This is a genomic window from Rhodococcus ruber (assembly GCF_027270735.1).
GTDB classification, from domain to species: Bacteria; Actinomycetota; Actinomycetes; order Mycobacteriales; family Mycobacteriaceae; genus Rhodococcoides; species Rhodococcoides rubrum_A.
In genome coordinates, this window is record NZ_JAPWIJ010000005.1 from 316,714 (window position 1) to 342,066 (window position 25,353).

General features: G+C 64.3%; 21 protein-coding genes. 8 read left to right on the forward strand and 13 right to left on the reverse strand.

Translation table 11 applies throughout. The features are described 5' to 3' along the window. Nucleotides 1-63 precede the first annotated feature (63 nt). The 8 genes from purH to O4220_RS13985 all read right to left on the reverse strand — a co-directional run bounded on the left by purH (nucleotide 64) and on the right by O4220_RS13985 (nucleotide 8,377). Nucleotides 64-1,614, reverse strand: coding sequence for a bifunctional phosphoribosylaminoimidazolecarboxamide formyltransferase/IMP cyclohydrolase (gene purH / locus O4220_RS13950; protein WP_269605107.1), 1,551 nt, complete (start codon nucleotides 1,612-1,614; stop codon nucleotides 64-66). Then, complete coding sequence (purN, locus tag O4220_RS13955) at nucleotides 1,611-2,234, reverse strand: phosphoribosylglycinamide formyltransferase (protein WP_332112823.1); 624 nt, start codon at nucleotides 2,232-2,234, stop codon at nucleotides 1,611-1,613. The genes purH and purN overlap by 4 nt, the downstream gene beginning before the upstream one ends. Before the next feature lie 74 nt (nucleotides 2,235-2,308). Beyond that, nucleotides 2,309-3,736: a DUF6350 family protein gene (locus tag O4220_RS13960; protein ID WP_269605111.1), complete on the reverse strand. Its 1,428-nt coding sequence runs from the start codon at nucleotides 3,734-3,736 to the stop codon at nucleotides 2,309-2,311. 71 nt (nucleotides 3,737-3,807) lie between these two features. Beyond that, the gene (locus O4220_RS13965) at nucleotides 3,808-5,001 is read right to left on the reverse strand and encodes a DUF5336 domain-containing protein (protein WP_269605113.1); all 1,194 of its coding nucleotides are present in this window, start codon (nucleotides 4,999-5,001) and stop codon (nucleotides 3,808-3,810) included. Nucleotides 5,002-5,096: 95 nt separating this feature from the next. After that, complete coding sequence (gene sfnG / locus O4220_RS13970) at nucleotides 5,097-6,221, reverse strand: dimethylsulfone monooxygenase SfnG (protein WP_269605115.1); 1,125 nt, start codon at nucleotides 6,219-6,221, stop codon at nucleotides 5,097-5,099. A 23-nt stretch (nucleotides 6,222-6,244) separates the two neighbouring features. Further along, a complete protein-coding gene (locus O4220_RS13975; protein ID WP_269605117.1) occupies nucleotides 6,245-7,468 on the reverse strand; it encodes an acyl-CoA dehydrogenase family protein in 1,224 nt (407 codons plus the stop codon). A gap of 68 nt (nucleotides 7,469-7,536) precedes the next feature. Then, a complete protein-coding gene (locus O4220_RS13980; RefSeq protein WP_269605119.1) occupies nucleotides 7,537-7,878 on the reverse strand; it encodes a DUF2200 domain-containing protein in 342 nt (113 codons plus the stop codon). Between the two features lie 10 nt (nucleotides 7,879-7,888). Further along, the gene (locus O4220_RS13985) at nucleotides 7,889-8,377 is read right to left on the reverse strand and encodes a hypothetical protein (RefSeq protein ID WP_269605121.1); all 489 of its coding nucleotides are present in this window, start codon (nucleotides 8,375-8,377) and stop codon (nucleotides 7,889-7,891) included. A gap of 128 nt (nucleotides 8,378-8,505) precedes the next feature. On the opposite strand from O4220_RS13985, the gene O4220_RS13990 reads away from it, so the two are divergent. Beyond that, nucleotides 8,506-8,679: a hypothetical protein gene (locus O4220_RS13990; RefSeq protein WP_155292698.1), complete on the forward strand. Its 174-nt coding sequence runs from the start codon at nucleotides 8,506-8,508 to the stop codon at nucleotides 8,677-8,679. 127 nt (nucleotides 8,680-8,806) lie between these two features. Here O4220_RS13990 and sucD read toward each other — a convergent pair whose 3' ends face one another. The 3 genes from sucD to O4220_RS14005 all read right to left on the reverse strand — a co-directional run bounded on the left by sucD (nucleotide 8,807) and on the right by O4220_RS14005 (nucleotide 12,917). Then, nucleotides 8,807-9,718, reverse strand: coding sequence for a succinate--CoA ligase subunit alpha (gene sucD, locus O4220_RS13995; protein WP_032371251.1), 912 nt, complete (start codon nucleotides 9,716-9,718; stop codon nucleotides 8,807-8,809). 8 nt (nucleotides 9,719-9,726) lie between these two features. Then, nucleotides 9,727-10,890 (reverse strand): ADP-forming succinate--CoA ligase subunit beta, encoded by a 1,164-nt coding sequence (sucC, locus tag O4220_RS14000; RefSeq protein ID WP_032377331.1) that lies wholly within the window; start codon nucleotides 10,888-10,890, stop codon nucleotides 9,727-9,729. A gap of 146 nt (nucleotides 10,891-11,036) precedes the next feature. Further along, nucleotides 11,037-12,917: a hypothetical protein gene (locus O4220_RS14005; protein ID WP_269605125.1), complete on the reverse strand. Its 1,881-nt coding sequence runs from the start codon at nucleotides 12,915-12,917 to the stop codon at nucleotides 11,037-11,039. Nucleotides 12,918-13,149: 232 nt separating this feature from the next. On the opposite strand from O4220_RS14005, the gene O4220_RS14010 reads away from it, so the two are divergent. Further along, nucleotides 13,150-14,157 carry a M23 family metallopeptidase gene (locus O4220_RS14010; protein ID WP_269605128.1) on the forward strand — a complete coding sequence of 336 codons (1,008 nt, stop codon included), beginning with the start codon at nucleotides 13,150-13,152 and terminating at the stop codon, nucleotides 14,155-14,157. A 73-nt stretch (nucleotides 14,158-14,230) separates the two neighbouring features. On the opposite strand, the gene pcrA is transcribed toward O4220_RS14010, so the two are convergent. Beyond that, the gene (pcrA, locus tag O4220_RS14015; protein ID WP_269605130.1) at nucleotides 14,231-16,705 is read right to left on the reverse strand and encodes a DNA helicase PcrA; all 2,475 of its coding nucleotides are present in this window, start codon (nucleotides 16,703-16,705) and stop codon (nucleotides 14,231-14,233) included. Nucleotides 16,706-16,785: 80 nt separating this feature from the next. On the opposite strand from pcrA, the gene O4220_RS14020 reads away from it, so the two are divergent. The 5 genes from O4220_RS14020 to O4220_RS14040 all read left to right on the forward strand — a co-directional run bounded on the left by O4220_RS14020 (nucleotide 16,786) and on the right by O4220_RS14040 (nucleotide 22,039). Next, entirely contained in the window at nucleotides 16,786-17,976 is a 1,191-nt protein-coding gene (locus O4220_RS14020; protein WP_269605132.1) for a sensor histidine kinase, read from the forward strand. Beyond that, the gene (locus O4220_RS14025) at nucleotides 17,958-18,620 is read left to right on the forward strand and encodes a response regulator transcription factor (RefSeq protein WP_269605134.1); all 663 of its coding nucleotides are present in this window, start codon (nucleotides 17,958-17,960) and stop codon (nucleotides 18,618-18,620) included. The genes O4220_RS14020 and O4220_RS14025 overlap by 19 nt, the downstream gene beginning before the upstream one ends. Nucleotides 18,621-18,752: 132 nt before the next feature. Next, nucleotides 18,753-19,484, forward strand: coding sequence for an ABC transporter ATP-binding protein (locus O4220_RS14030; RefSeq protein ID WP_269605136.1), 732 nt, complete (start codon nucleotides 18,753-18,755; stop codon nucleotides 19,482-19,484). Nucleotides 19,485-19,489: 5 nt separating this feature from the next. Next, nucleotides 19,490-21,478, forward strand: a complete 1,989-nt coding sequence (locus O4220_RS14035) for an ABC transporter permease (RefSeq protein WP_332112824.1) — start codon at nucleotides 19,490-19,492, stop codon at nucleotides 21,476-21,478. A 270-nt stretch (nucleotides 21,479-21,748) separates the two neighbouring features. After that, the gene (locus O4220_RS14040; protein WP_032378292.1) at nucleotides 21,749-22,039 is read left to right on the forward strand and encodes a chorismate mutase; all 291 of its coding nucleotides are present in this window, start codon (nucleotides 21,749-21,751) and stop codon (nucleotides 22,037-22,039) included. A 42-nt stretch (nucleotides 22,040-22,081) separates the two neighbouring features. On the opposite strand, the gene O4220_RS14045 is transcribed toward O4220_RS14040, so the two are convergent. After that, nucleotides 22,082-23,533, reverse strand: coding sequence for an NAD-dependent succinate-semialdehyde dehydrogenase (locus O4220_RS14045; protein WP_269605415.1), 1,452 nt, complete (start codon nucleotides 23,531-23,533; stop codon nucleotides 22,082-22,084). 83 nt (nucleotides 23,534-23,616) lie between these two features. Between O4220_RS14045 and pgi the strand changes: the two genes are divergently transcribed. Then, nucleotides 23,617-25,266, forward strand: coding sequence for a glucose-6-phosphate isomerase (pgi, locus tag O4220_RS14050; protein WP_269605140.1), 1,650 nt, complete (start codon nucleotides 23,617-23,619; stop codon nucleotides 25,264-25,266). Nucleotides 25,267-25,353 lie beyond the last annotated feature (87 nt).

The window sequence follows — 25,353 nt, forward strand, 5'->3', positions numbered from 1 at the left end:
TTCGCAGTTATGCGGCCGAAAATGAGGTATGGGCCTGCATAACTGCGAGTTCGGCGTTACGTCCTAGTGAGCGAAGTGCCGCGAACCCGTCAGGTACAGCGTTACGCCTGCGTCCTGTGCGGCAGCGATCACTTCGTTGTCGCGAACCGAACCACCAGGCTGCACAACGGCTTTGACGCCTGCGCTCATCAGAACCTGCAGGCCGTCGGGGAACGGGAAGAAGGCATCGGAGGATGCCACCGAACCGGCGGCGCGATCCCCGGCCCGCTGCACGGCGAGATGGGCGGCGTCGACGCGGTTGACCTGGCCCATTCCGACGCCCACAGACGCACCGTCGTGGGCGAGCAGAATCCCGTTGGACTTGACGGCTCTTCCTGCGCGCCAAGCAAATTCGAGATCCTTCAACGTCTGCTCGTCGGCAGGTTCGCCGGCTGCGAGAGTCCAGTTGGCCGGATTGTCGCCGTCTGCATCGAGAACGTCGCGCTGCTGCAGCAAGGTACCGCCGGAAATCGGCTTGAGCTCGACGCCGGACGTGGGCGGCGCCTCGGCCAACAGGACGCGAATGTTCTTCTTGCGCTGCAATACCCCGAGGGCACCGTCGGCGTAAGCCGGAGCGATGATGACCTCGGTGAAGATCTCGGCCACCTGCTCGGCCATCTCGACGGTGATCTCACGGTTGGCTGCGATGACGCCGCCGTAGGCACTCACCGGGTCGCAGGCGTGCGCCTTCCGATGCGCCTCGGCGATGCCCTTGCCGACAGCGATGCCACACGGGTTGGCGTGCTTGATGATCGCGACGGTGGGCTCGGCATGATCGAAGGCCGCCCGCCACGCAGCGTCGGAGTCGGTGAAGTTGTTGTACGACATCTCTTTACCGTGCAGCTGCTCCGCCTGCGCGATGCCCGTACCCGCAGGATCGACATACAGCGCCGCAGCCTGGTGCGGATTCTCGCCGTAACGAAGCACGGCCGCGCGGTCCCAGGTTCCGCCGATCCACTCGGGGAACGAGGACTCGGACTCGACCAGCACACTGCTCATCCACGACGCCACCGCGACGTCGTACGCGGCGGTGTGCTGAAATGCCTGCGCTGCAAGCGAAGTCCGCTCGGCGAGGGTGAATCCGCCACCTGCGACGGCAGTCAGGACGTCCTCGTAACGGTTGGGGTCGACAACCACGGCAACCGACGGGTGGTTCTTGGCCGCGGCACGCACCATCGAGGGTCCGCCGATATCGATCTGCTCGACGCATTCGTCGGGCGTAGCACCACTGGCGACGGTCTCGGTGAACGGATACAGGTTCACCACGACGAGCTCGAATGCCTCGATGCCCAGCTCCTCGAGCTGCGAAAGATGCTCGGGCTTACGGGTATCGGCCAGCACTCCGGCATGTACCCGAGGATGCAGCGTCTTGACGCGTCCCTCGAGGGTCTCGGGAAATCCGGTCAGGTCCTCGACCTTGGTCACCGGGATTCCGGCGTCGGCGATCTTGCTCGCCGTCGATCCGGTGGACACCAGAGCGACGCCCGCGCCGTGCAAGCCGGTCGCCAGTTCGATCAGTCCGGTCTTGTCGTAGACGCTGACCAGTGCGCGGCGCACTGCTTTACGTTCACTCATCGGATTATCTGAGCCTTTCGTCCATCGGAGGTGACACCTGTGGTGGCCACGGCTGCGATCACGTCGACCAGCAACCGTCGCTCGACAGTCTTGATGCGTTCGTGCAACGCGGCTTCGTCGTCGTCGTCGAGAACCGGAACGGCTTCCTGCGCCAGGATCGGTCCGGTATCGACGCCGGAATCGACCAGATGAACCGTCGACCCGGTCAGTTTGACGCCGTGATCGAGAGCATCCCGAACGGCGTGCGCACCCGGGAACGACGGCAGGAGCGCGGGATGAGTGTTGACGATGCGTCCGGCAAAAGCATCGAGAAATCGTCCACCGAGTATTTTCATGAAACCGGCGGTGACGATCAGATCCGGCTCGAAGCTCGATGCAGCATCGGTGAGCGCAACATCCCACTCGGCACGATCGGCATAGTCACGCAGCCCGATCCGAAAGTGCGGTATCCCGGCCTCGTCTGCACGCCGGGCTGCATCGCAGTCCCGATCGACTCCGACGGAGACGATGCGCGCGGGATAATTCTCGGACGCTGTCGCGTCGATGAGCGACTGCAGGAGCGAGCCGGTCCCCGACGCGAGGACGACGACCCGCGCGGGTGTCTCACGCAAGGCAGTCAGCGCACTTCTCCTGGTGTGTCGAGGGGGAACGTTCGAGCCAGCAGAAAGCCTAGTCGCTGCGCCCCACACCCCGACTACCGGGCAGGTCCGTCCGTGTCGCCGGGCGGGGCGACGATTTCGGCATCCAGGGGTTCGTCGTTATCGGCGTCCACCGCCGTCTCGTCGGCCGGCTTCTCCACCGGCTCGACCGTAGGTTCGTCCACGACTTCCGCCTCGACGACTTCCTCGACGTGATCGTCTGCCTTCCGCTCGGCGGGAGCGGCTTCGATCGCTACCTCGGCGGCGGGGACCACTGCCGAAGCAGGTTCGTCGTGTTCCAATTCGGGGTCTGCTCGACGCCACACGACGATGGCCGCGGATATCGTGCCGGCGACGGCCAGCCATGCAAATGTCAACAGGCCGAAGCTCCAGACGGTCACCTCGACGGTTCCGAAGGTGCCGAGGTTGCCGCCAGCCGCGTATCCGAACAGGGCTGCAAGTACTCCGGCTGCAGCTGCCACCGCCCACACCGAGGACACAGCGACCTGGATGTCGGCACTGCGGATGGCACAATCACGGCCGAGCAACAGACCCGCACCGATCGGTATCGCGAGCATGACGATCCAGATCGTCTGCGCAGGACCTTCTGGAAGGACGGCCAGGATCGGCAACGGCGGAAGCGGGCCGCCTGTCGTCGCGAACAGGCTCACCGACGCGTCGCCGAGACCAGCCGTGGATCCTGTCGCCACGGCGAGGGCACCGATCAGGACATTGGGGAGGTACAGCACCGACAGGACGGTCAGGCCGAGCATCCCGACGACATCACGGCCACCTTCGACCAGCGCGCCTGCGGTCTCCCAGGAGGCGAGCAGCGCGAGCAGAACCACGGCCCCACCGCCGGCGACGAGGATCGACAATGCGCGCACGAACGGTGCGACGAGGGCACGAACCCATTCCGGGACACCGCGGCGGAGTACCAGGGAATCCCAGCGCGCAAGGATCAACCCGGTTCCGGACGCAGCCGCGTGAACGCCGGCTACCCAGGAGAAGGCCGCCAGTGCATTGGGGCTCGACAGGCCGATGACGGTGGACGCGTCTCCAGCAACGGCCAAGGCGATAGCGGTGACGGCCAGCGGACCGGCCATCGAGGCGGCGAACACCCACCGAACCATGCGGCCTTCGGTGTCCGGATCCACCGCGCGGTGGACGGTACGAGCGACGGACCAGCCGATGATCAGGGTCGGCAGCAGTGGTGCGACGCCCAGGGAAGTCCCGCCGATGGTCAGGGGAACAAGATGCACGGCGAACCACGTGCCCGCGATCGCTCCGAGAGTTCCGGTGAGATCACTGTTCACCGAGACGAGAGTGAGCAGAACGAGGGTGGTGGCGATCAGCACCACCAGCCCGGAGGTCTTGAACGCCACGGCGGCGAGCATGCGCGACTGGTCCGGGGTGGGCCCGGTGCCGACCCGGGCAGTCCTCGCAGCCGCGCGTCGAGTGTCTCGGTTCAATAGATCGCTCATCGCAACGAGAGTCGCATCAACTTCGCGGCACGCCGGTCAGGCGCGCCGCGAAGTCGATTGTGATGCCTGAATCAGTCGCGCTTCTTGTCGTCTTCCACGGCGGGAGTGGCACCGAACGATTGTGTGGGCGCGCCGTACGGCGTCGACTGATCGCCCGTTGCGGGCTCCTCAGGCTTCACCGGGGGCTGGCCATAGCCCGACGGCTGACCGTACTGGTACTGATTCGGTGGGTACGCCTGCCCCGCGGCGGGAGTGCTCGGACCGGTGTAGGGCGGGGGTGAGTAGCCGCCCTGCGGCGACGTGTTGGGCGCAGATGGACCGCCGTACGCCGGCTGTCCACCCGGGTTGTACGAATGCTGACCCGACGCCTGTCCGCTCGGAGCCTGACCGTAGTTCGAGGGAGCTCCCGGAGCCTGCCCGTACGAGGGCGGATTGCTGTAGTTCTGGGGCTGTGACGGCCCGCCGAACGATGTCGTGGGAGCGTTGTACGGGTTCTGCTGTCCGTATCCGGCCTGCTGGTTCTGACTGTCGAAGCGTGCAGGCTTGGGTGCAGGTGCCTTGACGATGCCCGCGTCGAACAGCAATGCCACCACAGCGGCCGCGGCCTGAACGAAGCCGAGGACCAGCACCAGGATTGCGCCGATACCGAGCGAGCTGGTGGTGCTGGCGAACTCGTTGCCCTCGGCGCTCGGCAGACTGAACGACTGGAAGACCAGCACCAGGAAGCCGGTGATCGCCAGGGCGGCCACCACGGCCTGGTTCTTGGCATCCTTCTGCAGCAGCGACGCGCCGGCGATCAAGCCAGCTGCGAGGAGCAGCGCCACCGACACCGCGCTGCCACCGGAAGCGAAGAACGTGGTGCTGAACGACGTCTGGATGCTGCTCGGCAGTTCCTGGGCCGAGCTGACTTCGGCAGTGACGAGATCGAGCAAACCGAGCAGGAAGTTCACGATGCCGAGGCCGAGCACCACGAAAGTGAGAATCCTCGGCAGGTTCGTCAGGCCCGCTCCGGGCGACTTACGTTCGGGTGCAGCAGATCCGGGCGCTGACGTGCCGGGCGCGCCGGGTGCCGAGGTGCCCGGCACCGGAGGTCCGAAAGGATTTGACACCGACGGCTGATGGAACGGTTGGCCCTGACCGTGACCCTGCGCAGGTGACGGAGGCTGATTCGGCGACGATGACGGACCGTAGGACGGTCCGCTTCCGCCGTAGCCACCAGAGTTGGAGCTGCCCCCTGATTCAGGGCCGCCGGGCGAGTAGGTCATCACGTCTCCTCATCCTGATAATTACGTACCCAGGGTCGGTCGGGTCCTTTCGACTCACGCTACTGCACGGACCCGACCGATCCAGGTACTCCAGGTCAACGGGCCGCGACGAGCTCCTGGTCGTCGGCCTCGGCAGCCTCGAGTTCCCGAACCAGCGGCAGCACCCTGGCACCGAAGTACTCGATCTCCTCCTGGAAATGCAGGAAGCCACCGAGAATCAGGTCGACACCACGGCGACGGTAGGCAACGATCCGCTCCGCCACTTGCTCCGGCGTTCCGATCAATTGGGTCTTGAAGCCGTCGTTGTACTGCACGAGGTCCTCGAACGACGAGTCGGCCCACATACCCTTCTTGTCGCCCGTCGAATTCCCGGCCTGCTGCACCGCTCCCTTGAAGCCTTCGACGGCGGGCTTGTTCGCCTTCTCGATGATTTCGCGCAGCGTGTCTCGCGCTTCCCTCTCGGTGTCGCGGGCGATGATGAAGCCGTTGAGACCGAACTTGACCTCGCGCTGGTGATCACGAGCGATACGTCGAAGATTGTCGAGTTGCTCGGTGACGCCGTCGAAATCCTTGCCGTTGCTGAAGTACCAGTCCGAGTACCGACCGGCATTCTCCTGCGCAGCGGAGGAGTTACCGCCCTGAAACAGTTCGGGATTGGGCCGTTCCGGCGTGTTGAGCGGCTTCGGCTTGAGGGTGAAGTCATGGATCCGATAGAAGTCGCCCCGGAAGTCGACGTCGTCCTCGGTCCATATCTTGCGTAGTACCTGCAGGAATTCGGCGCTGCGACGGTATCTTTCGTCGTGCTCGAGCCACGGTTCACCCAGGTGGGTGAACTCGTCTTTGAACCAACCACTGACGACGTTCACTGCGAAGCGGCCGTTGGACAGGTGATCCGCGGTCGCGCCGAGCTTGGCCAGTACCGCCGGTTGCCACAGCCCCGGATGCACTGCCGCGATGACTTTGAGCCTTTCGGTGGCCAGCAGGAGCGCAAGCGAGAAGCTGGTCGATTCGTGCTGGAACTCCGCGCCGTAACTCGCTTCGTACCGCACCTGACTCAAAGCGTATTCGAAGCCGTTGTTCTCTGCCGTCTGCGCCAACTTCTTGTTGTACTCGTAATCCCAGCTGGTGCGTTGCTCGATGGTGCTGGTGACCAGACCACCCGAGACGTTGGGTACCCAGTACGCGAACTTGATTGCGTCGGCGATCTTTTCGGTGCTCACAGTGCTCCTCCTCCGAACGTGTTCTACGAGTACCAGGTGGGCTCGGGCAGCTCGCCGGTGAGAACCCAGCGGCCCACCTCACGACGCTTGTAGGCAACCGGATCGTGCAGGGTGTGGGTTCGCACGTTGCGCCAGAAGCGGTCGAATCCGTACTTGCTGGCCGTCGCACGCGCACCGAGCGCCTCGAACACCGTCGAGGTGATCTCGAGTGACACCTCGGTAGCGCGAGCCTTGACTGCGGCCACTCGCACCTCGTGATCACCGCGCTCCTCGGCGGTGACGTTCCAGGCGTTGTCGTGAATCTTCTGCCCTTCCAATGCAACTGCATCGGCGAGGGCTTCGACGGCCCACAGCTTGGACGTCAGGTCACCGTAGATGTCGATGATGTACGGCTCGTCGACTGCCTTGTCGACGGTACTGTGCAGCCACGCACGGGTCTTGTCCTTGGTGTACGACGCCGCCTCCTCGAGAGCACCCCTCGCGATCCCGAGGTAGAAGTTGACGAACACCAGTTGGATCGTCGGTACGTTGAGCGTGTTGTAGACGCGAGGCTGAAAGGCTTTGTCCACGAAGCCTGCTGCACTTGCCCAGTCGACGCGAACCTTGTCGATGGTGACGCTGCCGCTCTCGGTCTGGCGCTGGCCGATGTTGTCCCAGTCATCGTGGAAGGACAAGCCCTCGATGTTGGACGGCACAATCGCGAACACGTGATCGGTACTGCCCTCGAGAGCACCTTCGAGCACGGTCACGTCCGAGACGCGACTGCCGGTGGAGAAGGTCTTGGAACCGTCGAACACGATGGTGTCGCCCTCGTCGGTGACGGCAACGTCGTTGTCGCGGGGATTGACTGCACCGCCGAAGAACCACTTGTTCTTCGTGGCATCGGCCTCGACGGCCTCGATCTGCTCGGGGGTACCGACCAGACGCGCAGCCCAGAACCACAACAGGTGGTAGCCCAGCAGCTGGCCGATGGAACCGTCGGCTGCGGCGACCGTTCTGATCACCTGGTACGCCGTCGGCCAATCCTGTCCTGCGCCACCGTGTTCGACAGGGCCGAGCAAGGTGACGAGACCGGCGTCCTTGAGAAGCTGAACTTCCGCGGAGGGGGCCTCACGTCCCTTGTCACGGGCGACGGCATCGACGGCGAGGAGCTGAGCCACCTCACCGGCGCGAGAGATCCACCCAGCAGCGGTCGTGGGAGCGTCGGGCCAGTTCTTGGTGAGAGCACGATTTTCTGTGGTTGTCATGACGCACAGTGAAGTCCTGCGCCGAAGCAATGACCACAGTTCGGTTCATCGTGATTCCAACCCGATCGTCAGCTACGCAGAATCTTCGTCATTGCCTTGCCCTTGGCGAGTTCGTCGATCAGTTTGTCCAACAGCCGGATCTTCTTCATGAGCGGGTCCTCGACATTCTCGACGCGAATGCCGCAGACGACTCCGGTGATCAGTGTCGCGTTCGGGTTCAGGTTCGCCGCCGCGAAGAAATCCTCGAACGTCGTCTCGGCCTCGAGATGTCGATCGAGGGTGGCTTGGTCGAATCCGGTGAACCACCGGATGATCTCGTCGACCTCCGCTGCAGTGCGGCCCTTTCGTTCGACCTTCTTGATGTAGAGCCGATGGACCGTCACAAAGGCGGTGGTGAAGATGTTGTGCACGGGGGTCAATCTAGTCCACTGGTGTGCCCGCGAAATAGGCCCGCACGCGCGGAGTGAACAGCAGCAGTGCCACCGCCAGCAGGATCACCACTTGAATCGCCTGCACCACGTGGGTCCAGGGCAAATTCGGGGTGAAAATCAGATACGAGTAGGCGGCCACCCCGAAGATGCTCCAGCTCAGCAGGACTCGATACTGAGACGGGGTGCGCTCGGACAGCCGTCGGACGAGATACGAGTAGCCGAAGATCAGACTCACCACAGTGATCACCCGTAGCGAGTAGGCCCCGTAGACGATGGCCTTCGCCGACGACGGCAGCGAGCCGTCGTCCATGCCCTGCCGCTGCATCTGAAAATCGGCCAGAGATTTCGCCTGCACCACCGATGCAAGCGCATACAAGCACGAGACAACCATGGCCGCGATCATCAACCGGCCGACCGGTCGCACGGCGGGGTCTGCCTGCCATCCCTCCCGATGCAGGCGACGCAGAAACTCGGACATGCGCCCAGTGTCTCAACTTATTGTTACTTCGGCTATTGATATCCGTTTGACTCGACTTTAGAATCGAATTACCTTGCTGGACAGCCCTTTCGGTGCACAATAGAGTCAGTCCAGTGGGGAGGGAGATCATGACACGTAAGAGATTCGAGTACTTCAAAGTCGGCCTGTTCCTGATCTGCGCAATCTTGATGGCGTGGGCAGCCGGAACATTCGGGTCGATCTACTACGCCCTGATGTCGGCACTGTTCGGGGCGATGACCGTGTTCGTTCTGTGGCGAGTGGACAAGTTCGAGACCCAGTAGCGCCGCCCGGTCCGCGTGAATGTCACATTGCCGCGCCCAGACGTATGCAGTGGTCTGTTCACGCCGGCGCGAGCGCACAAAAAAGCCCGCCACCGGATTCGGTGGCGGGCTTCTTACGATGTGAAACTTACTTCACAGAAAGCGATTCCAGGATTTCGCGCGCGAGGGCAGCGGTCTCGGACGGCGTCTTGCCGACCTTGACGCCTGCGGCCTCGAGTGCGTCCTTCTTCGCCTGCGCCGTTCCCAGCGAGCCGGAGACGATGGCGCCGGCGTGGCCCATGGTCTTGCCCTCGGGAGCGGTGAAGCCTGCGACGTAGCCGACGACCGGCTTGGTCACGTTGGCCTTGATGTAATCGGCTGCACGCTCTTCGGCGTCGCCGCCGATCTCACCGATCATGACGATGATCTTGGTCTCGGGGTCCGCCTCGAACGCCTCGATGGCGTCGATGTGGGTGGTTCCGATGACGGGGTCGCCGCCGATACCGATGGCCGTCGAGAATCCGAAGTCGCGGAGCTCGAACATCATCTGGTAGGTCAGCGTGCCGCTCTTGGAGACCAGGCCGATGGGGCCGGTTCCCGAGATGTTGGCGGGCGTGATGCCGACCAATGCCTCACCGGGAGTGATGATTCCGGGGCAGTTCGGGCCGATGATGCGGGTCTTCTTGCCCTTCTCCACGTTGTAGGCCCACGCGTACGCGGAGTCCTGCACGGGGATGCCCTCGGTGATGACGACGAGCAGCGGGATCTCCGCGTCGATCGCCTCGACGATGGCGTCCTTGGAGAATGCCGGCGGCACGAACGCGATGGACACGTCGGCTCCGGTCTTCTCCATGGCCTCGGAAACCGAAGCGAAGACCGGCAATTCGATGTCGTTGCCCTGAGCGTCGACGTGCTTGACCGTGGTTCCGGCCTTGCGTGCGTTGACGCCACCGACGACCTGGGTGCCGGCCTTGAGCATCAGGGCGGTGTGCTTGGTGCCTTCGCCGCCGGTGATGCCCTGGACGATGACCTTGTTGTCCTTGTTCAGAAAGATTGACATTGTTTCCTCTACTTCGCTGCCAGCTCGGCGGCCTTGTCGGCGCCCTCGTCCATGGTTCCGGCGAGCGTCACCAGCGGGTGCGCGGCGTCGGCGAGAATCTTGCGGCCCTCTTCGACCTTGTTGCCGTCGAGACGGACGACCAGCGGCTTGTTGGCGTCGTCGCCCAGCTTCTTCAGCGCGCCGACGATGCCGTTGGCGACTGCGTCACACGCGGTGATGCCACCGAAGACGTTGACGAACACGCTCTTGACCTGCTCGTCACCGAGGATGACGTCGAGGCCTGCGGCCATGACCTCGGCCGAAGCGCCGCCGCCGATGTCGAGGAAGTTGGCCGGCTTGACGCCGCCGTGTGCCTCGCCTGCGTATGCGACGACGTCGAGGGTCGACATGACCAGTCCGGCACCGTTTCCGATGATGCCGACCTGTCCGTCGAGCTTGACGTAGTTGAGGTCGTTCTCCTTGGCCTTGGCCTCGAGGGGATCGGCTGCGTCCTTGTCCTCGAACTCGGCGTGGCCGGCCTGGCGGAAGTCGGCATTGGCGTCGAGCGTGACCTTGCCGTCGAGGGCGAGGATCTGATCGTCGGGGGTGCGAACCAGCGGGTTGACCTCGACCAGGAGAGCGTCTTCGTTGATGAAGACCTCCCACAGCTTCTGGATGGTCACCGCAGCGGCGTCGAGCACCTCGGCGGGCAGCTTGCCCTTCTCGGCGATCTCACGAGCGAACGCGAGGTCGACGCCCTTGACTGCGTCGACGGGGATACGTGCGAGTGCGTCGGGGTTCTCCTCCGCCGTCACCTCGATCTCGACTCCACCTTCGACCGAACACATCGCGAGGTAGGTGCGGTTGGTGCGATCGAGCAGGAAGGAGATGTAGTACTCCTCGGCGATGTCGGAGGCTTCTGCGACGAGAAGCTTCTTGACGACATGGCCCTTGATGTCGAGTCCGAGAATCGCTTCCGCGTTCTCGGTTGCTGCTGCGACGTCCTTGGAGTACTTGACGCCGCCGGCCTTGCCGCGGCCGCCGACCTTGACCTGCGCCTTGACCATTACTGGCTTGCCGATTTCTTCGGCAATCTGTGTTGCTCCGGCGACCGTGTCGGTGACACGACCGGCGGAGGTGGGTACGCCATGCTTGGCGAACAATTCCTTCGCCTGGTATTCGAAGAGATCCATCAGCTCACCGTCTCGTCTACGTTGACGCCCGCTCCAGGGGTGTGAGCGGGTCTGAGCATGGACTTTATCCAGGTGCCCCCACGGCGCATCGGGCGCATGGATGCTATGTGGTCTATCTCACCGCTGCGGTCGCAGTGAAACCGGCGTCACCGATCGGTGCGACGAGCCGAAAGTGCCGCCGCGACAGTGAGAACGACGATTCCCACCACCAACGGCAGAACGGCGGGCCCCATGACCGGATCTGCTGCACGCGCAGATGTCAGTGGCCACGAGGCGAGATGGACGATGCCGGCGACCGCCGCTGCCGCGAGCAGAACGCTGCCGCGCGCGGCCCGAGCACGCGCGGCGACGAGGGCTGCGACGACGACGCCGACGGCGAGCACCATCTGCCCCCAGGTATCCCAACCCCACGGAAATTCAGTGACGGTTGCAGCGGTGACGTCGCTGCCCCGGTACAGCGGCAGCGCCAGGCCGAACGCGAGGAGTACGGCACCGAACAACCCGATGCCCAGCACGACGCCGTCCGTCTTCACGTCTGCGGATGTGTCGACGTCGTCGCGTTCGGCCGATCCGGCGAACAGTGCCAGCAGTCCGGTGACTGCCGCTGCGAGGACGCCCGCGATGATCGCGAGAGCGCCGATGCCGGTGCCGACGCCGTCCACGTCCTCGGCGAGCACCACCGATTGCAATACCGAAGCCGCCGCCGACACCGCGCCGAGCCAGAACAGGGCCACGAACGGGCGTGCAGCAGAGGCGAATTCGGAGAACAGCAGCGGCACCGCACCCAGAATCATCACGAAGCCGGCCACCAACACCACCCGGGTGGCCAGGATCTGCGGGACGGCGATGCCCGAGTCGGTCTCGAGAATCGGCAGCAGCGATCCGACGACGAACAGCGCGCCGGCGAGGACGCCTGCACCGCCTGCTGCGGCATGCCACTTGTTCGATCCTGGATTGGTCGATCCCGGACCGGCGACGCCGCGGGCACCTCGCGCGCCCTTCTCGCGCTCCTGCGCTCTCTGCAGCGCGCGCCGGTCTCGGGCAGCGGCGACGGGTGCGAGCGCTGCGCCGCAGATCAGCAGTCCAATTCCGGCCGCCGTCCCCAGATAGGCCCCAAGACCGGCACTCACCCGAGCGCCGGTGCTCAGTCCGGCGAGCAGACCGACGCCGGCAAACCCCAGCACGCCGAGTCCGGCTCCGACGGCCGCGCCCGACGCCACCAGCGGCGACAGCGAGGCCAGCGCCGACGCAACCACCACGAGGGCCGCCACGCCGACGACGCCGGATCCCACCGCGACGAACACCGGCGACTCCACGACGGCGCTCACGATCACCACCGGGTCTTCCGAGCGATACAGCGACGAGAACGCTGCGACGGCCGCGAGCACACCGAACGCGCCGAGCAACGCCCCGAGCAGCGAACCGACCCGACCCGCCGACGCGCGCCCCACATGCTCGGAATACACCGAGTGGCCGTACCCGTCACCGAGCCCGGCGCGATGCACCGCGGACCATCCCGCAACGCCCGCCAGAACCGACGCTGCGTGACCGACGAGCAGAACTTGGGCACCGGCGGTGGCGTCGAGCATGGCGGCGCTCAGGGGACGGAAGAGCTCGAGCCGATTCGAGTCGATCGGATCCGACAGCAGGGCGATGTCCAGGAGTGCTGTTCCGAGTGCCACGGCGCCGTACCCGGCCAGAAGTGCCGCGGCGAGCTCGACGCGCTTGACGGCCACTCCCACGAGGGCACCTACAGCAATCAACACCGGGAGTGCGCCGGCCAGCACCGCAGCCTCGACAGCCCCGTCACCCACCGGCGAACCGTCGACGCTTCGGACGACGCCGATGAGTGGGGCAGCCACCGCAGACACTGCAGCGATCAGAGCGAATACGACGGCAGTGACGACTCTCGACGTGGGTGACGGATCGTCGGCCCTTGCTCCCGGCGCATCCGGCGGCTCGATTCGTTGCGGTTCCGCACGCTCGGAACCGCGGGCGGACGAGTCGTCGAAGGTGGGAGTCGGCATTCGGATCACGGTATCGGCTCGACCGACGCGGACACCGTTACTGTTGCTTCATGCGCTCCGGGTGTCCGATTACGGATGTGGCTCCTCACGACATAAACACTGGTGAGGCTGTGAGCCATCTCACATATGCTGTCAGTTTGGGCTGTTAACTTGCGCGCCCCGCAATCATTTCGTTACCGTCTGCCGAGTATTTCAGTAACGGCCAGGTCACGGATAACGGAGGTTGTAGGTCTTGCAGCAACACCGCGCGTCCTTCACCTCCAGCCGGTTCTCTCGACCTTCGGCTGAAGAAGCGACCACGGTCTACAGCTACGAGCCTGCCGACGACAACGGCGCATACGACGCCTACTCCTACCCCGCGTACCAGTACGCCGAGGCCGAGTTCGTCGACACCTCCTATGTCGCACCCGACGAAGCACCGACCGTCGTCACGACGCTCGCGACCACCGCAGACGCCGCCCCCGTGGCCCGTCGCGGCGGAGCACACAGAATCCCGCTTCCCCCCACCGCCCTCAAAGGCCGCGCTGCTGTTCTCGCCGTGGCTGCCGGTGCTGTTGTAGCTGCAGGCCAGGCCGTCATCAACGACGACTCGCCCGCCACGGTCGCCACCTCCGAGTACGCACTCGCCGCAGGTGAAGCACCCGCCGCCGCAGTCGCGGCCACCACCGCCCCGCAGACCGCCGAACTCGACGCAGACTCGTCGAGCGCAGCGCCTTCGCAGGCACCGCAGATCCTCAGCGTCGCGGCACCGGCCGATCTGAGCCAGTTCAACGACTTGCTCGCCAAGGGGCAGCGCTTCAGCGAAGAGCGCGCTGCACGTGAAGCAGCAGCCCGCCGGCCCCTGTTCGCCCTACCCGCGCAGGGCACCTACACCTCCAACTTCGGCACTCGCTGGGGCGTTCTCCACGCCGGTGTCGACGTTGCGAACGCCATCGGAACGCCGATCTACGCAGTTGCCGACGGCAAGGTCATCGACTCCGGTCCTGCCGCAGGCTTCGGCATGTGGGTACGACTGCAGCACGCCGACGGCACGATCACCGTGTACGGCCACATCGACAGCACGCTCGTCACCGTCGGCCAGGATGTCATGGCCGGCGATCAGATCGCGCGTATGGGCAACCGCGGCTTCTCCACCGGACCGCACCTGCACTTCGAGGTACACCTCCCGGGCGAAGTCAAGATCGACCCACTCCCCTGGCTCGCCTCCCGAGGAATCTCCCTCGGACCCGAAATGGACTGAGTTCTACTTCCGCTACTGCACAACAAGCCGGACCCCGCTTTCGCAGGGCCCGGCTTTCGCGTTGTCGGGGCTTCTACAGCTTGGTCATAGGGACGCCGCCGATGAGCATCATCTTGACGCGGCCGGCCGAGCCGAAGTCGATCAGGACCATCGCTTTGACCCCGGCACCGGTCGATTCCAGCACCGTACCCAGGCCGTATTTGTCGTGACTGACTCGATCCCCCACGGCAAGAACAAGATTGGAATTGCGCCCCTTGGCGGCACCGAAGCTGGGCGACGAGCTCTGGCCGCGTGACGAAGAGCCGCCGTAACTGTTCGAGCCGTAACCGCCGCCCGAGCCGTAACTGTTCGAGCCGTAGCTGCCGGATCTGCCACCCCCGATCGCACGGCCGCCTCCGGTGCCGGGATCCTCACGACGCCAATCGATCAGGTGTTGCGGAACCTCTTGCAGGAATCGCGATTCCGGGTTCGCGATAGGCTGGCCCCACGCCGACCGCATGATCGCGCGCGTGAGATAGAGCCGCTGCCGTGCGCGCGTGATACCCACGTATGCCAGGCGTCGTTCTTCGGACAGTTCGTTGGGGTCACCCAGTGCCCGCATATGTGGGAACTGGCCGTCCTCCCAACCGGTCACGAAGACGACCGGAAACTCCAGGCCCTTCGCAGTGTGCAGCGTCATCAATGTGACGACACCGGTGCCCGAGTCGGGGATCTGATCGGTATCGGCCACCAGGGAGACCCGTTCGAGGAACGCAGCGAGCGAACCCGGTTCGGCCAGCCCGTCGACGCCACCGTCGTCCTCGCTTCGGTCGTCGCCCGTCTCGAGCGCTTCTTCCGCCACCGCAGCTTGATTCCGCGCCTCGGACGTGAATTCCCTTGCCACGCTGACGAGTTCGTTCAGGTTGTCGAGGCGCGCACCGTCTTGTGGGTCGCTGCTGGCTTCGAGCTCGGCGCGGTATCCGGTGCGATCGAGAACGGCTTCGACGACATCGCCGATATCCGCGATGTCGTTTCCGTCGCCGTCGGTCGCGGTGAGTACGGCGCGCAGTTCGTCGAGCAATTCCATGAACTGTGCGATCAACTTCTGCTGTCGCGAGTTGAGCAACGCCACCTTGCCCGCGGCCGCGTCGTGCAGGGCGCGCGAGAAGCTGATGTCACGTTGCTCGGCGTGGACGGCGACACACGCCTCGGCACGATCGCCGATACCTCGGCGCGGGGTGTTGAGGATGCGTCGCATACTGACCGTGTCGTCCTCGTTGGACAGCACCCGCAGGTACGCCACCAGGTCGCGAACTTCCTTGCGCTCGTAGAACCGGACGCCGCCGACCACCTTGTAGGGCAGACCGAGTCGGATGAAGATCTCTTCGAGCGCGCGCGAGGAATTGTTGGTGCGATAGAACACAGCCACCTCGTCGAAGCGCACATCTCCGCCGTCGACGAGACGGTCGATCTCCGAGGCCACGAACGACGCTTCGTCGTGCTCGTTGTCTGCGACATAGCCGACGATCAGCTCACCCTCGCCGGTGTCGGTCCACAACTTCTTCTCGCGTCGACCGATGTTGCGGGAGATCACGGCATTGGCGGCCGAGAGGATGTTCTGCGTCGAACGGTAGTTCTGCTCGAGCAAGATGGTGCGAGCGTCGGGGTAGTCGCGCTCGAATTCCTCGATGTTGCGGATGGTCGCGCCACGGAAGGCGTAGATGGACTGATCTGCGTCGCCCACCACACACAGCTCCCCCGGAGCGACGGTGCCCTCGAGTGCTCCGTCGGCATCGGGAGTGCCCACCAGCTCTCGCACCAGCATGTACTGAGCATGGTTGGTGTCCTGATACTCGTCGACCAACACGTGCCGGAACCTACGGCGGTAGTACTGGGCCACCTGCGGGAAGGCCTGCAGAATTCCCACCGTCTCGCCGATGAGGTCGTCGAAGTCCATGGCGTTGGCCGCGCGTAGACGCTGCTGATAGATGCGATAGACCTTCGCGACGAGTCGAGGCAGTTCGGCAGGGTCGCCGTCTGCGTCCTCCACCGCCTTGTCGGGGCCGATCAGCTCGTTCTTCAAGTTCGAGATCGCCGTCGACAACAGTCGTGCCGAGAACTTCTTGGTGTCGATCTGCAGATCCTTGGAGATCATCGTCAGCAATCGGCGTGAGTCGTCGGCGTCGTAGATCGAGAAGTTCGAGTTCAGACCCGGCAGCAGTGCCGCTTGTGCCCGCAGGATGCGCACACAACTCGAGTGGAACGTCGACACCCACATTGCATTCGCGCGAGGTCCCACCAGCCCGGCGACTCGCTCGCGCATCTCCGCGGCGGCCTTGTTGGTGAACGTGATGGCCAGAATCTGACCGGGCGACACACCTCGTTCGGCGAGCAAGTACGCGATACGACGGGTCAGCACCGCGGTCTTGCCCGACCCGGCTCCGGCCACGATGAGCAGCGGCGATCCGGTGTGCACAACGGCCTCACGCTGCTGAGGATTGAGCCCCTCCAGCAGCGCATCGGACGCAGCGTTCTTACGGGACGCGAGGCCTTGGAGGAATGTGTTCATCGTCAGGTCAGGTTACCGGCCCATACCGACACTCCATCACACGATCCCACGGACTACCACTGCCCTGATACCGTGCCGATGTGAACCGGAGGGGGTCGCTCAGCTCGTCGCTGTATCCACCTCTCGGTTTCGTGACGTCGAGGTGGCCGTGGCGTGCGCTGCTGTACTGCCTTTCGACGGTGGTGGTCGGTGGGACGGTGTTGGTTTTCTCGATTCCACTGCTGATCGTGATGTCGATTCCCGGCTGGCGCGACGCGGCGGCACGGACGATCGTGACCGCCGAGGTGTCGCGTCTAGCCGTCATCGAACCTGCGAAGGCCAGGGAATGGAAACAGAGCAACACCGCTCTACTACGCCATGCTTCGTACTCGCTGGTGGTCGCGGCTGTCCTCGCTCCTGTCGCAACCGCGGTGCTGGCGGGTGGAGCAATCGCCGTCTCGATCCTGGTTGCCGCACCGGTTCTGGTCCGCAGCGACCCGATCAGTGTGTTCTCACTCCAGATCACGACTGTGCCCGCTGCATTGGCCTTGCCGGTGATAGCGCTGCCGACGGCTGTACTGATTCTCTACCTCTGCGCAGCGATAAGTACCGTCAACAGCGAACTGGCACACACGGTTCCGTTGCGGTCCGCAGAGGAACTCGAGGTGGAAGTCGACCGTTTGCAGACCTCGAGAACCGGACTTCTCGACGCTTTCGACACCGAGCGAGCCCGGATCGAGGGGATGCTGCACGACGGTGTCCAGCATCGGTTGGTCGCCGTCGGTCTGAGCATTGGGCTTGCCGAGGAGTCGGCCCGCGACGACCGAACCCGAGAACTGCTCGAAACGGCTCATCGCCAGGTCGACGAGTCGATGCGTGAGCTCAGACGCACCATCCGCGGAATTCTGCCGCAGGCCTTGACCGAGTCGGGATTGCTCGCAGCCACCGAAGATCTCCTCGGCGAGCTTCCCGTCGACGTCAGTCTCGACCTCCCTTCGGACTACCGGCCGCCCGCTCGCATCGAGCAGGTGTCGTACTTCGTCATCAGCGAAGTACTCACCAATTCGATAAAGCATGCACAGGCCGACGCGATGTCGATCACCGCTGCGGTGATCGACGGCACGTGGCGACTCGTGATCTCCGACAACGGAATCGGCGGAGCCGACCCCAACTCCGGGCGAGGCCTCGTCGGATTGTCACACCGCGTCGATGCGCTCGGTGGCACGGTCTCCGTGTCGAGTCCGCGAGGCGGAGGAACGACAGTGGAGATGAGATGCCCCGTCCCAGCCTGAAAATTGTTCTTGCAGAAGACCTTCCATTGCTTCGCGAAGGAATCGCTGCGGTCGTGGAATCTGCGGGCCACACAGTGTGTGCATCGGTGTCGAGCGTCGCCTCCCTGCACGACGCGGTGTCCGCCTACGACCCCGACCTGGTTATCACCGATGTCCGCATGCCACCGACGTTCACCGACGAAGGCCTGGCTGCGGCGGTCGAATTGCGGAAGAAGAAACCGGGTTTGAGCGTTTTGATCCTCTCGCAATACACGTCGGTCGCGTACGTTTCCGACCTCATCGACAACCCGGCTCCTGGCGGCATCGGGTATCTCGTCAAAGAACGCGTCGGACACGTCCGCGAGTTCGTCGAAGCGCTGGAGAAAGTGGCGGAGGGTGGAACTGTCATCGATCCGGAAGTCGTACAGGCGTTGGTAGGTAGCTCGCGGCGGCAGGGATCGCTGGCCGTCCTTACCGCGCGCGAACTCGAGGTGTTGTCACTGATGGCAGAGGGGCACACCAACGCGCGCATCGCCGAAACACTTGTCGTGTCCAACGCTGCGGTGCGCAAACATATCGGCAACATTTTCGCCAAGCTGCCGCTCGGATCCGACACCGACCGTCGAGTAACAGCCGTCCTGACGTACTTACGCGGGGTCTCCTGACAGCGGCGATGGTGGCGCACGCGCTACCTCAGAAGTAGCCTCCAGCCTACTGATCCATGTCGCCGGACGGGCTTCTATCGGTACATGCCCTCCAACACGCGCTACGAACGTGAAGTCCGATCGTCTCGAGGCATGACAGCCTCACAAGGATTGGTGAAACGATTCGGCAAGGAGTCGGTGCCGGTCCTGAGCGGTATCACTCACAGCTTCGCGCCGTCGTCGTGGACGGCGATCATGGGTTCGTCCGGTTCGGGTAAATCGACTCTGCTCAACTGCCTGAGCGGACTGGAGCGGCCGGATGAAGGCATGGTGACTCTCGACGGAATCCCGCTCGGCGGGCTCGACGACGACCAACTCGCCGAGCTCAGACGCGACCGCTGCGGCTTCGTCTTTCAGGACTACAACCTATTCGAAGCACTCGATGTCGCGGAGAACGTCGCTCTACCGGCACGGCTCGCGGGCGCACATTCCGAAATCGATCGAGTTCGTGAAGTACTGGGCAGAGTCGGTCTCGCCGATCGGGCACGAGATTCGATCGACACGTTGTCCGGCGGGCAACGTCAACGCGTGGCAATCGCGCGGGCCATGTTGAACCAACCGTCAGTGGTGTTCGCAGACGAGCCGACCGGGGCACTCGATGTGCGCACAGCCCACGATGTCCTGGCTCTGCTTCGTCAAGTCGCATCCCAGTTCGGTTCGACCGTATTGATGGCGACCCACGACGCGTGGGCGGCGGCGTGGGCGGACGAAGTGATCGTTCTGGCAGACGGAGTTGTGGTCGAACGGCTACCCGGCGGGAATGTGGACCGCGTCTTGCGCGGAGTGAACACTGTGCACGAGAACACCCGCCGGAAAATCCGGTGAGCGCGATGATGAGCTTCGCCACGGCGAACCTTCGATATCACCGAGGCCTATTTCTCGGCGCGTTCGCCACCATGGTCGTCGGCGCAGCGATGATCGGCGCGTGTGCTCAGCTTCTGGTCACGGCGGCAGTGGCACCAGATGAAGGATTCGACGTCACGATCAGCGGTTCGGGTGTCCTCGATGGAGACGGTGCACCCACGACCGCGATTGAGCACTACACCCCGCTCGGATCCGGCACCGAGGATCTGATGTCCGTGGCGGGGACCGTGGGTGTGATCGCATGCCTTGTTACGGCGGTCACCGTATCGACTGCGGTGGGCTATGTAATCGCCGCACGGAGGCGTGAGCTCGGCATTCTCAGACTTCTCGGCACCACAACCCCGATCTTGCGTCGCTTGCTCGTCAGGGAGGTCGTGGCCCTCGCGGGCATCGCAGGATTGGTTGGCGCTGCGTTGTCCCTTCCTGTTGCGCCCATGATCCTCGGCACCCTAATCGACACCGGGTTCGTCTCGGAAAAGTTCGATGTCAGCGGTCGAGCGTTGGCGCTGGCACCCACTGTCGCCGCAACGATTGCAACCGCGCTCGTCGGCGCGCGGGTCGGATCCAAGCGGGTCCTGTCCGTGTCCCCGCTGGCGGCCACAGGTTCCATCACCGTCGATCATGCAATTCGCGCTCGCCGGTGGGCGCTGTCCAGTGCCGCACTTGCACTGGCACTGCTGATCGGAGCCCTCGGTGCAGGCACATCCGGAGACGGGGCGGTGGGACTCGGGCTGATACTTCCCATGCTTTTGTGCGGCGCGATTGCCGCTGTTGCTCCGATCCTGATCCCGGCTGTCGTCGGACTGATCTGTCGAACTGTAGATCTGGTTCTGGGAGGGCGAAACGGTGTTGTCCACTTGGCCACACGCACGGCACGCTCTGCACGAGAAGCGACGACCGTACTGGCCGTACCGACTCTGCTTCTCGTGGGTATTGCGGGGTCGGTTTTCGTGACTATCGGAGCCGGCAACACGGCGGTCTCTCAGGCGACCCGGGACGAAGTCCGTGCGGACTACGTGGTCACGAATGCACCACAGGACACCGACTGGGCGGCCGTGCCCGGTGGCCTCGTGGACGTGTCGTTGTCCACCGAGTTGACAGCCACCGACCGCGACACGGCGATCGGGCTGGACGCTGCGGGAATCGACCCGGTCGCGTTCTTGGCAGCCCGCTCGGTCGACGTGGTCGACGGACAGTTGGAAGATATCGCGAACGGGCCGATTCCCGGCGTCGCACTCAGCGCACAGGCCGCATCCGACGACGGCTACGCAGTGGGGCAGGATCTGCGATTCACCACCGGGGACGGCATCGCACACATGCTGCCGATTGTCGCGATCGTCGAGGGAAGTCCAGCTTTGGTCTCCTCGATTCTTTTGCCTCGCGACTGGCTCGCCCAGAACGCTCCCGACGCCGTATCAGGTGACGCATTCGTATCGGCCATTCCCGATTTCGATACAGAAACGCTCGCGACATCGCTTCGCTCGGCCGTACCCGATGGGCAGGTGCTCACCGTCTCCGACTGGCTGTCGACATCAGAATCGGACTACGCAGCTGACAGCTTCGCCGGAGTCATCGTGGTGATACTGCCCGCGGGGCTGTTCTGTTTCCTCGCGATCGTCAACGGCACGCTGATGTGGTCGACGACCCGAGCCGGAGTTCGAGACGGGCTTCGCAAGCTCGGCGTCTCGTCGCGCCAGGTGCTGAGCGTCGAGTTGCTCAGTAGCCTCTTGTTGATGTCGGGTGGCCTCCTGCTGGGCGTGACCGTTGCTTGCATCACCGGCGTCATTGTCGGTACGTCACTTCTCGGAAGTCCATTCGCGGCATTGACGTCACTACCCGTGTTGACGTTGGCGATCGTCGTTGTGGTGCCGCTGGTCGCGGTGACGGCACCTCTGGTGTCCGCGCATCAGCCGAGAGGTCGCCGCGGTGCTGCGACAACGTCTGTCGCGCCCTGAGAGTTCGGGGAAACGGCCGTCCCGGCCCAGGCGGACGACTTTTCAGGACGGTCGGCCCGTGGCACACTGGATCGGTGATCGAAAAAACCGTACGTCATCGCCTACGTCGGGTCGGCCGCTCCTCGGCCACGCGTGCAGGAGCCTGTCGATAGACGCAAAGCCCCTGGTTCCGCGAGACGGAACCCAGCGACAGGCGATGCAGTTCCGAATACGAAAGGCGTAACGGTGACGGACGACGCAGCGATCCAAGATGTGACCCGAGGAGAGACGATGGCCATGACGACGAAGATCGACTCAGAGATTGCAGTGCCTTCCAGCGAGGCCGAGATCAACGATTTGCGCCAGGAAATCGACCGCCTCGATGCCGAGATCCTGACGGCCATCAAGCGTCGTTCCGAGGTTTCGCAGATCATCGGCCGCACCCGCATGGCGTCCGGCGGCCCGCGCCTGGTGCACAGCCGCGAAATGAAGGTCCTCGAGCGTTTCAGCAGCCTCGGTCAGGAAGGCCACACTCTGGCCATGCTCCTGCTCCGCCTCGGTCGCGGTCGCCTCGGCCACTGACCGACCCCGGTTGGGCGCGCGGATGCACGCCCAACCGACGTTCTACTTCAATGCGATGTACTTGGTCTCGAGGTATTCCTCGATGCCCTCCGATCCGCCCTCGCGGCCGAATCCGGATTCTTTCACTCCACCGAACGGCGCTGCCGCGTCCGAGATCACTCCGCGGTTGACGCCCACCATTCCGCTGTCGATGGCGTCGGCCACCCGTAGCGCCCGGTCCAGGTTCTCCGTGTAGATGTACGACGCCAGGCCGTACTCGGTGGCGTTGGCCGCGTCGATACCTTCCTGCTCGGTGTCGAAGCCGACGATGGGAGCGACCGGGCCGAACACTTCCTCTTTCAGGATCCTGGCCGTCGCCGGAACGTCGGTGAGCACGGTCGCGGGGTAGAAGTATCCGTCTCCGCCCGGTGCGCTGCCGCCGAGCGCAACCGTTGCGCCCTTCTGCACTGCGTCGTCGACGAGGTCTTGCACCGTCTCGAGCTGGTCTGCGTTGATCAGTGGGCCGAGCTTGGTGTCGGGGTCGACGCCGGGTCCGAGTTTCATCTCGGACATCTTCGCCACCAACTTGGTGGTGAACTCCTCGCGAACGCTGTTGTGCACGTGCAGCCGGTTCGCCGCGGTGCAGGCCTCGCCGCCGTTGCGCATCTTCGCCAGCATCGCGCCGTCCACTGCGTCGTCGATGTTCGCGTCGTCGAACACGACGAACGGAGCATTGCCACCGAGTTCCATGGATGTCCGCAGCAACCTCGTCGCAGATTTCTCGACGAGCGACTTCCCGACTCCCGTCGAGCCGGTGAACGTGAGCTTCCGCAACCGTGGGTCTTCGAGCAGCGGTCCGGTGACGTCGCCGGACTTCGACGTCGTCAGCACCGACAGCACACCCTCCGGTAGACCGACCTCGGAGAAGATCTGCGCCAGCAGGAGCATCGTCAGCGGGGTCTCGCGGGCCGGCTTGACCACGATGGTGCAGCCGGCTGCCAGGGCAGGCCCGATCTTCCTGGTCCCCATCGCCAACGGGAAGTTCCACGGGGTGATCGCCAACACCGGACCGACCGGAGCCTTGGTGACGAGAATCCGACCGTTGCCCGCGGGCGCGGGGGTGTAGCGCCCGCCGATGCGTACCGCCTCCTCGGCGAACCAGCGGAAGAACTCGGCACCGTACTTCACCTCGGCTTTGGACTCCGCGAGAGCCTTACCCATTTCCAGAGTCATCAACAGCGCGATGTCGTCGGCGCGTTCGGTGACCTTCTCGAAGGCTGCTCGCAGAATCTCACTGCGCTCGCGGGCAGGCGTTGCCGCCCAACTCTTCTGCGCCGCAGCGGCGGCGTCGAGAGCCTTCATCGCGTCGGCGGGCGACGCGTCGGCGACCTCGGTCAGGGGCTTGCCGGTCGCCGGATCGTTCACCGCGAACGTCTTGCCTCCCTCCGCGTCGACGGCCTTGCCGCCGATCCACAGTTTCGCCGGAATCGATTCGATCAATGCACGTTGGTCCATACCGTCCATGATGCCTCCGTAGCGCCTGATGCAAACGACGAACGCCGCGCGCGTGACTCGGCGCCGCATTACTGTTGGTTCGTATGAGCGTCGATATCACCGGCACGGATGCCTGGCAGAAGCTGACCGATCACCACTCCACGATCGCCGATACTCATCTTCGGACGCTGTTCGCCGAGGACGCCGACCGAGCGAGCACGTTCACCCTCGACGCCGCCGATCTCCATATCGACTACAGCAAGCACCGGATCACTCGCGAGACCGTCGAGTTGCTCGTCGAACTCGCCCGCACCGCCGATGTGGAAGGCAAGCGCGACGCGATGTTCTCGGGCGAGCACATCAACACCTCCGAGGACCGCGCCGTTCTGCACACCGCGTTGCGTCTACCGGCCGACGCGTCGTTGACCGTCGACGGCCAGGACGTCGTCGCCGATGTGCACGAAGTCCTCACCGCGATGGGTGAATTCACCGATCGGGTGCGTTCGGGCGAATGGGTCGGTGCCACCGGCGAAAAGATCTCCACCGTCGTCAACATCGGCATCGGCGGGTCCGATCTCGGACCGGTCATGGTCTACAACGCGCTCCGTCACTACGCCGACGCGGGGATCTCCGCGAAGTTCGTCTCCAACGTCGACCCCGCCGATCTCGTCGGTGCACTCGACGGACTCGACCCGGCATCGACGCTGTTCATCATCGCGTCCAAGACGTTCTCCACCCTCGAAACATTGACCAACGCGACCGCAGCCCGTCGCTGGCTCGTCGACGCACTCGGTGAAGACGCCGTCGCCAAGCACTTCGTCGCCGTGTCCACCAACGCCGAGCGTGTCGCGGACTTCGGTATCGACACCGCCAACATGTTCGGCTTCTGGGACTGGGTGGGCGGACGCTATTCCGTAGATTCGGCAATCGGCCTATCGGTCATGGCCGTCGTCGGCAAAGAGGCGTTCGCCGAATTCCTCGACGGCTTTCATCGCATCGACGAGCATTTCCGGTTGACACCGCTCGCCGAGAACGCGCCGGTTCTACTCGGCCTCATCGGCCTGTGGTACAGCTCCTTCTTCGGCGCGGAAACCCGTGCGGTGCTGCCGTATTCGAATGACCTCTCGCGCTTCGCGGCCTACCTGCAGCAGCTGACGATGGAGTCCAACGGCAAGTCCGTCAAGGCCGACGGCTCCCCGGTCACGACGCCCACCGGCGAGATCTTCTGGGGCGAGCCGGGCACCAACGGCCAGCATGCCTTCTACCAATTGCTGCACCAGGGAACACGTTTGGTGCCCGCCGACTTCATCGGATTTGCCGAGCCGACCGATGATCTACCCACCCGCGACGGCACCGGCTCGATGCACGACCTGCTGATGAGCAACTTCTTCGCCCAGACCAAGGTTCTCGCCTTCGGCAAGACAGCCGAGGAGATCGCCGCCGAGGACACCCCGGCAGATGTGGTGCCGCACAAGGTGATGCCCGGCAATCGTCCGTCCACCTCGATTCTCGCGTCGAAGCTCACGCCCTCTGTGGTCGGCCAATTGATCGCCCTGTACGAGCACCAGGTGTTCGTCGAAGGCGTCATCTGGGGCGTCGACTCCTACGACCAGTGGGGGGTCGAACTCGGCAAAACCCAGGCCCTCGAGCTGACACCGGTGCTCACCGATTCCGAAGCTCCTGCTGCGCAATCGGATTCATCGACCGACGCACTGGTGCGCTGGTACCGGGCGCAGCGGGGTCGTTCGGCCTGAGGTTGGTCGGTGGATCTACGACCCTGGTAGGAATCGACACACCCCGCAGGCGGTGCAGATCCCCGTACGGGCCGTAGATTGCGCTCA

Bases quoted from the DNA above. Each gene is read 5' to 3' on its own strand.
- purH (WP_269605107.1), bottom strand. From the start codon at position 1,614: ATGAGTGAACGTAAAGCAGTGCGCCGCGCACTGGTCAGCGTCTACGAC.
- O4220_RS13960 (WP_269605111.1), bottom strand. From the start codon at position 3,736: ATGAGCGATCTATTGAACCGAGACACTCGACGCGCGGCTGCGAGGACT.
- O4220_RS13965 (WP_269605113.1), bottom strand. From the start codon at position 5,001: ATGACCTACTCGCCCGGCGGCCCTGAATCAGGGGGCAGCTCCAACTCT.
- O4220_RS13975 (WP_269605117.1), bottom strand. From the start codon at position 7,468: ATGACAACCACAGAAAATCGTGCTCTCACCAAGAACTGGCCCGACGCT.
- O4220_RS13985 (WP_269605121.1), bottom strand. From the start codon at position 8,377: ATGTCCGAGTTTCTGCGTCGCCTGCATCGGGAGGGATGGCAGGCAGAC.
- O4220_RS13990 (WP_155292698.1), top strand. From the start codon at position 8,506: ATGACACGTAAGAGATTCGAGTACTTCAAAGTCGGCCTGTTCCTGATC.
- sucD (WP_032371251.1), bottom strand. From the start codon at position 9,718: ATGTCAATCTTTCTGAACAAGGACAACAAGGTCATCGTCCAGGGCATC.
- sucC (WP_032377331.1), bottom strand. From the start codon at position 10,890: ATGGATCTCTTCGAATACCAGGCGAAGGAATTGTTCGCCAAGCATGGC.
- O4220_RS14005 (WP_269605125.1), bottom strand. From the start codon at position 12,917: ATGCCGACTCCCACCTTCGACGACTCGTCCGCCCGCGGTTCCGAGCGT.
- pcrA (WP_269605130.1), bottom strand. From the start codon at position 16,705: ATGAACACATTCCTCCAAGGCCTCGCGTCCCGTAAGAACGCTGCGTCC.
- O4220_RS14025 (WP_269605134.1), top strand. From the start codon at position 17,958: ATGCCCCGTCCCAGCCTGAAAATTGTTCTTGCAGAAGACCTTCCATTG.
- O4220_RS14030 (WP_269605136.1), top strand. From the start codon at position 18,753: ATGACAGCCTCACAAGGATTGGTGAAACGATTCGGCAAGGAGTCGGTG.
- O4220_RS14035 (WP_332112824.1), top strand. From the start codon at position 19,490: ATGATGAGCTTCGCCACGGCGAACCTTCGATATCACCGAGGCCTATTT.
- O4220_RS14040 (WP_032378292.1), top strand. From the start codon at position 21,749: ATGGCCATGACGACGAAGATCGACTCAGAGATTGCAGTGCCTTCCAGC.
- O4220_RS14045 (WP_269605415.1), bottom strand. From the start codon at position 23,533: ATGGACCAACGTGCATTGATCGAATCGATTCCGGCGAAACTGTGGATC.
- pgi (WP_269605140.1), top strand. From the start codon at position 23,617: ATGAGCGTCGATATCACCGGCACGGATGCCTGGCAGAAGCTGACCGAT.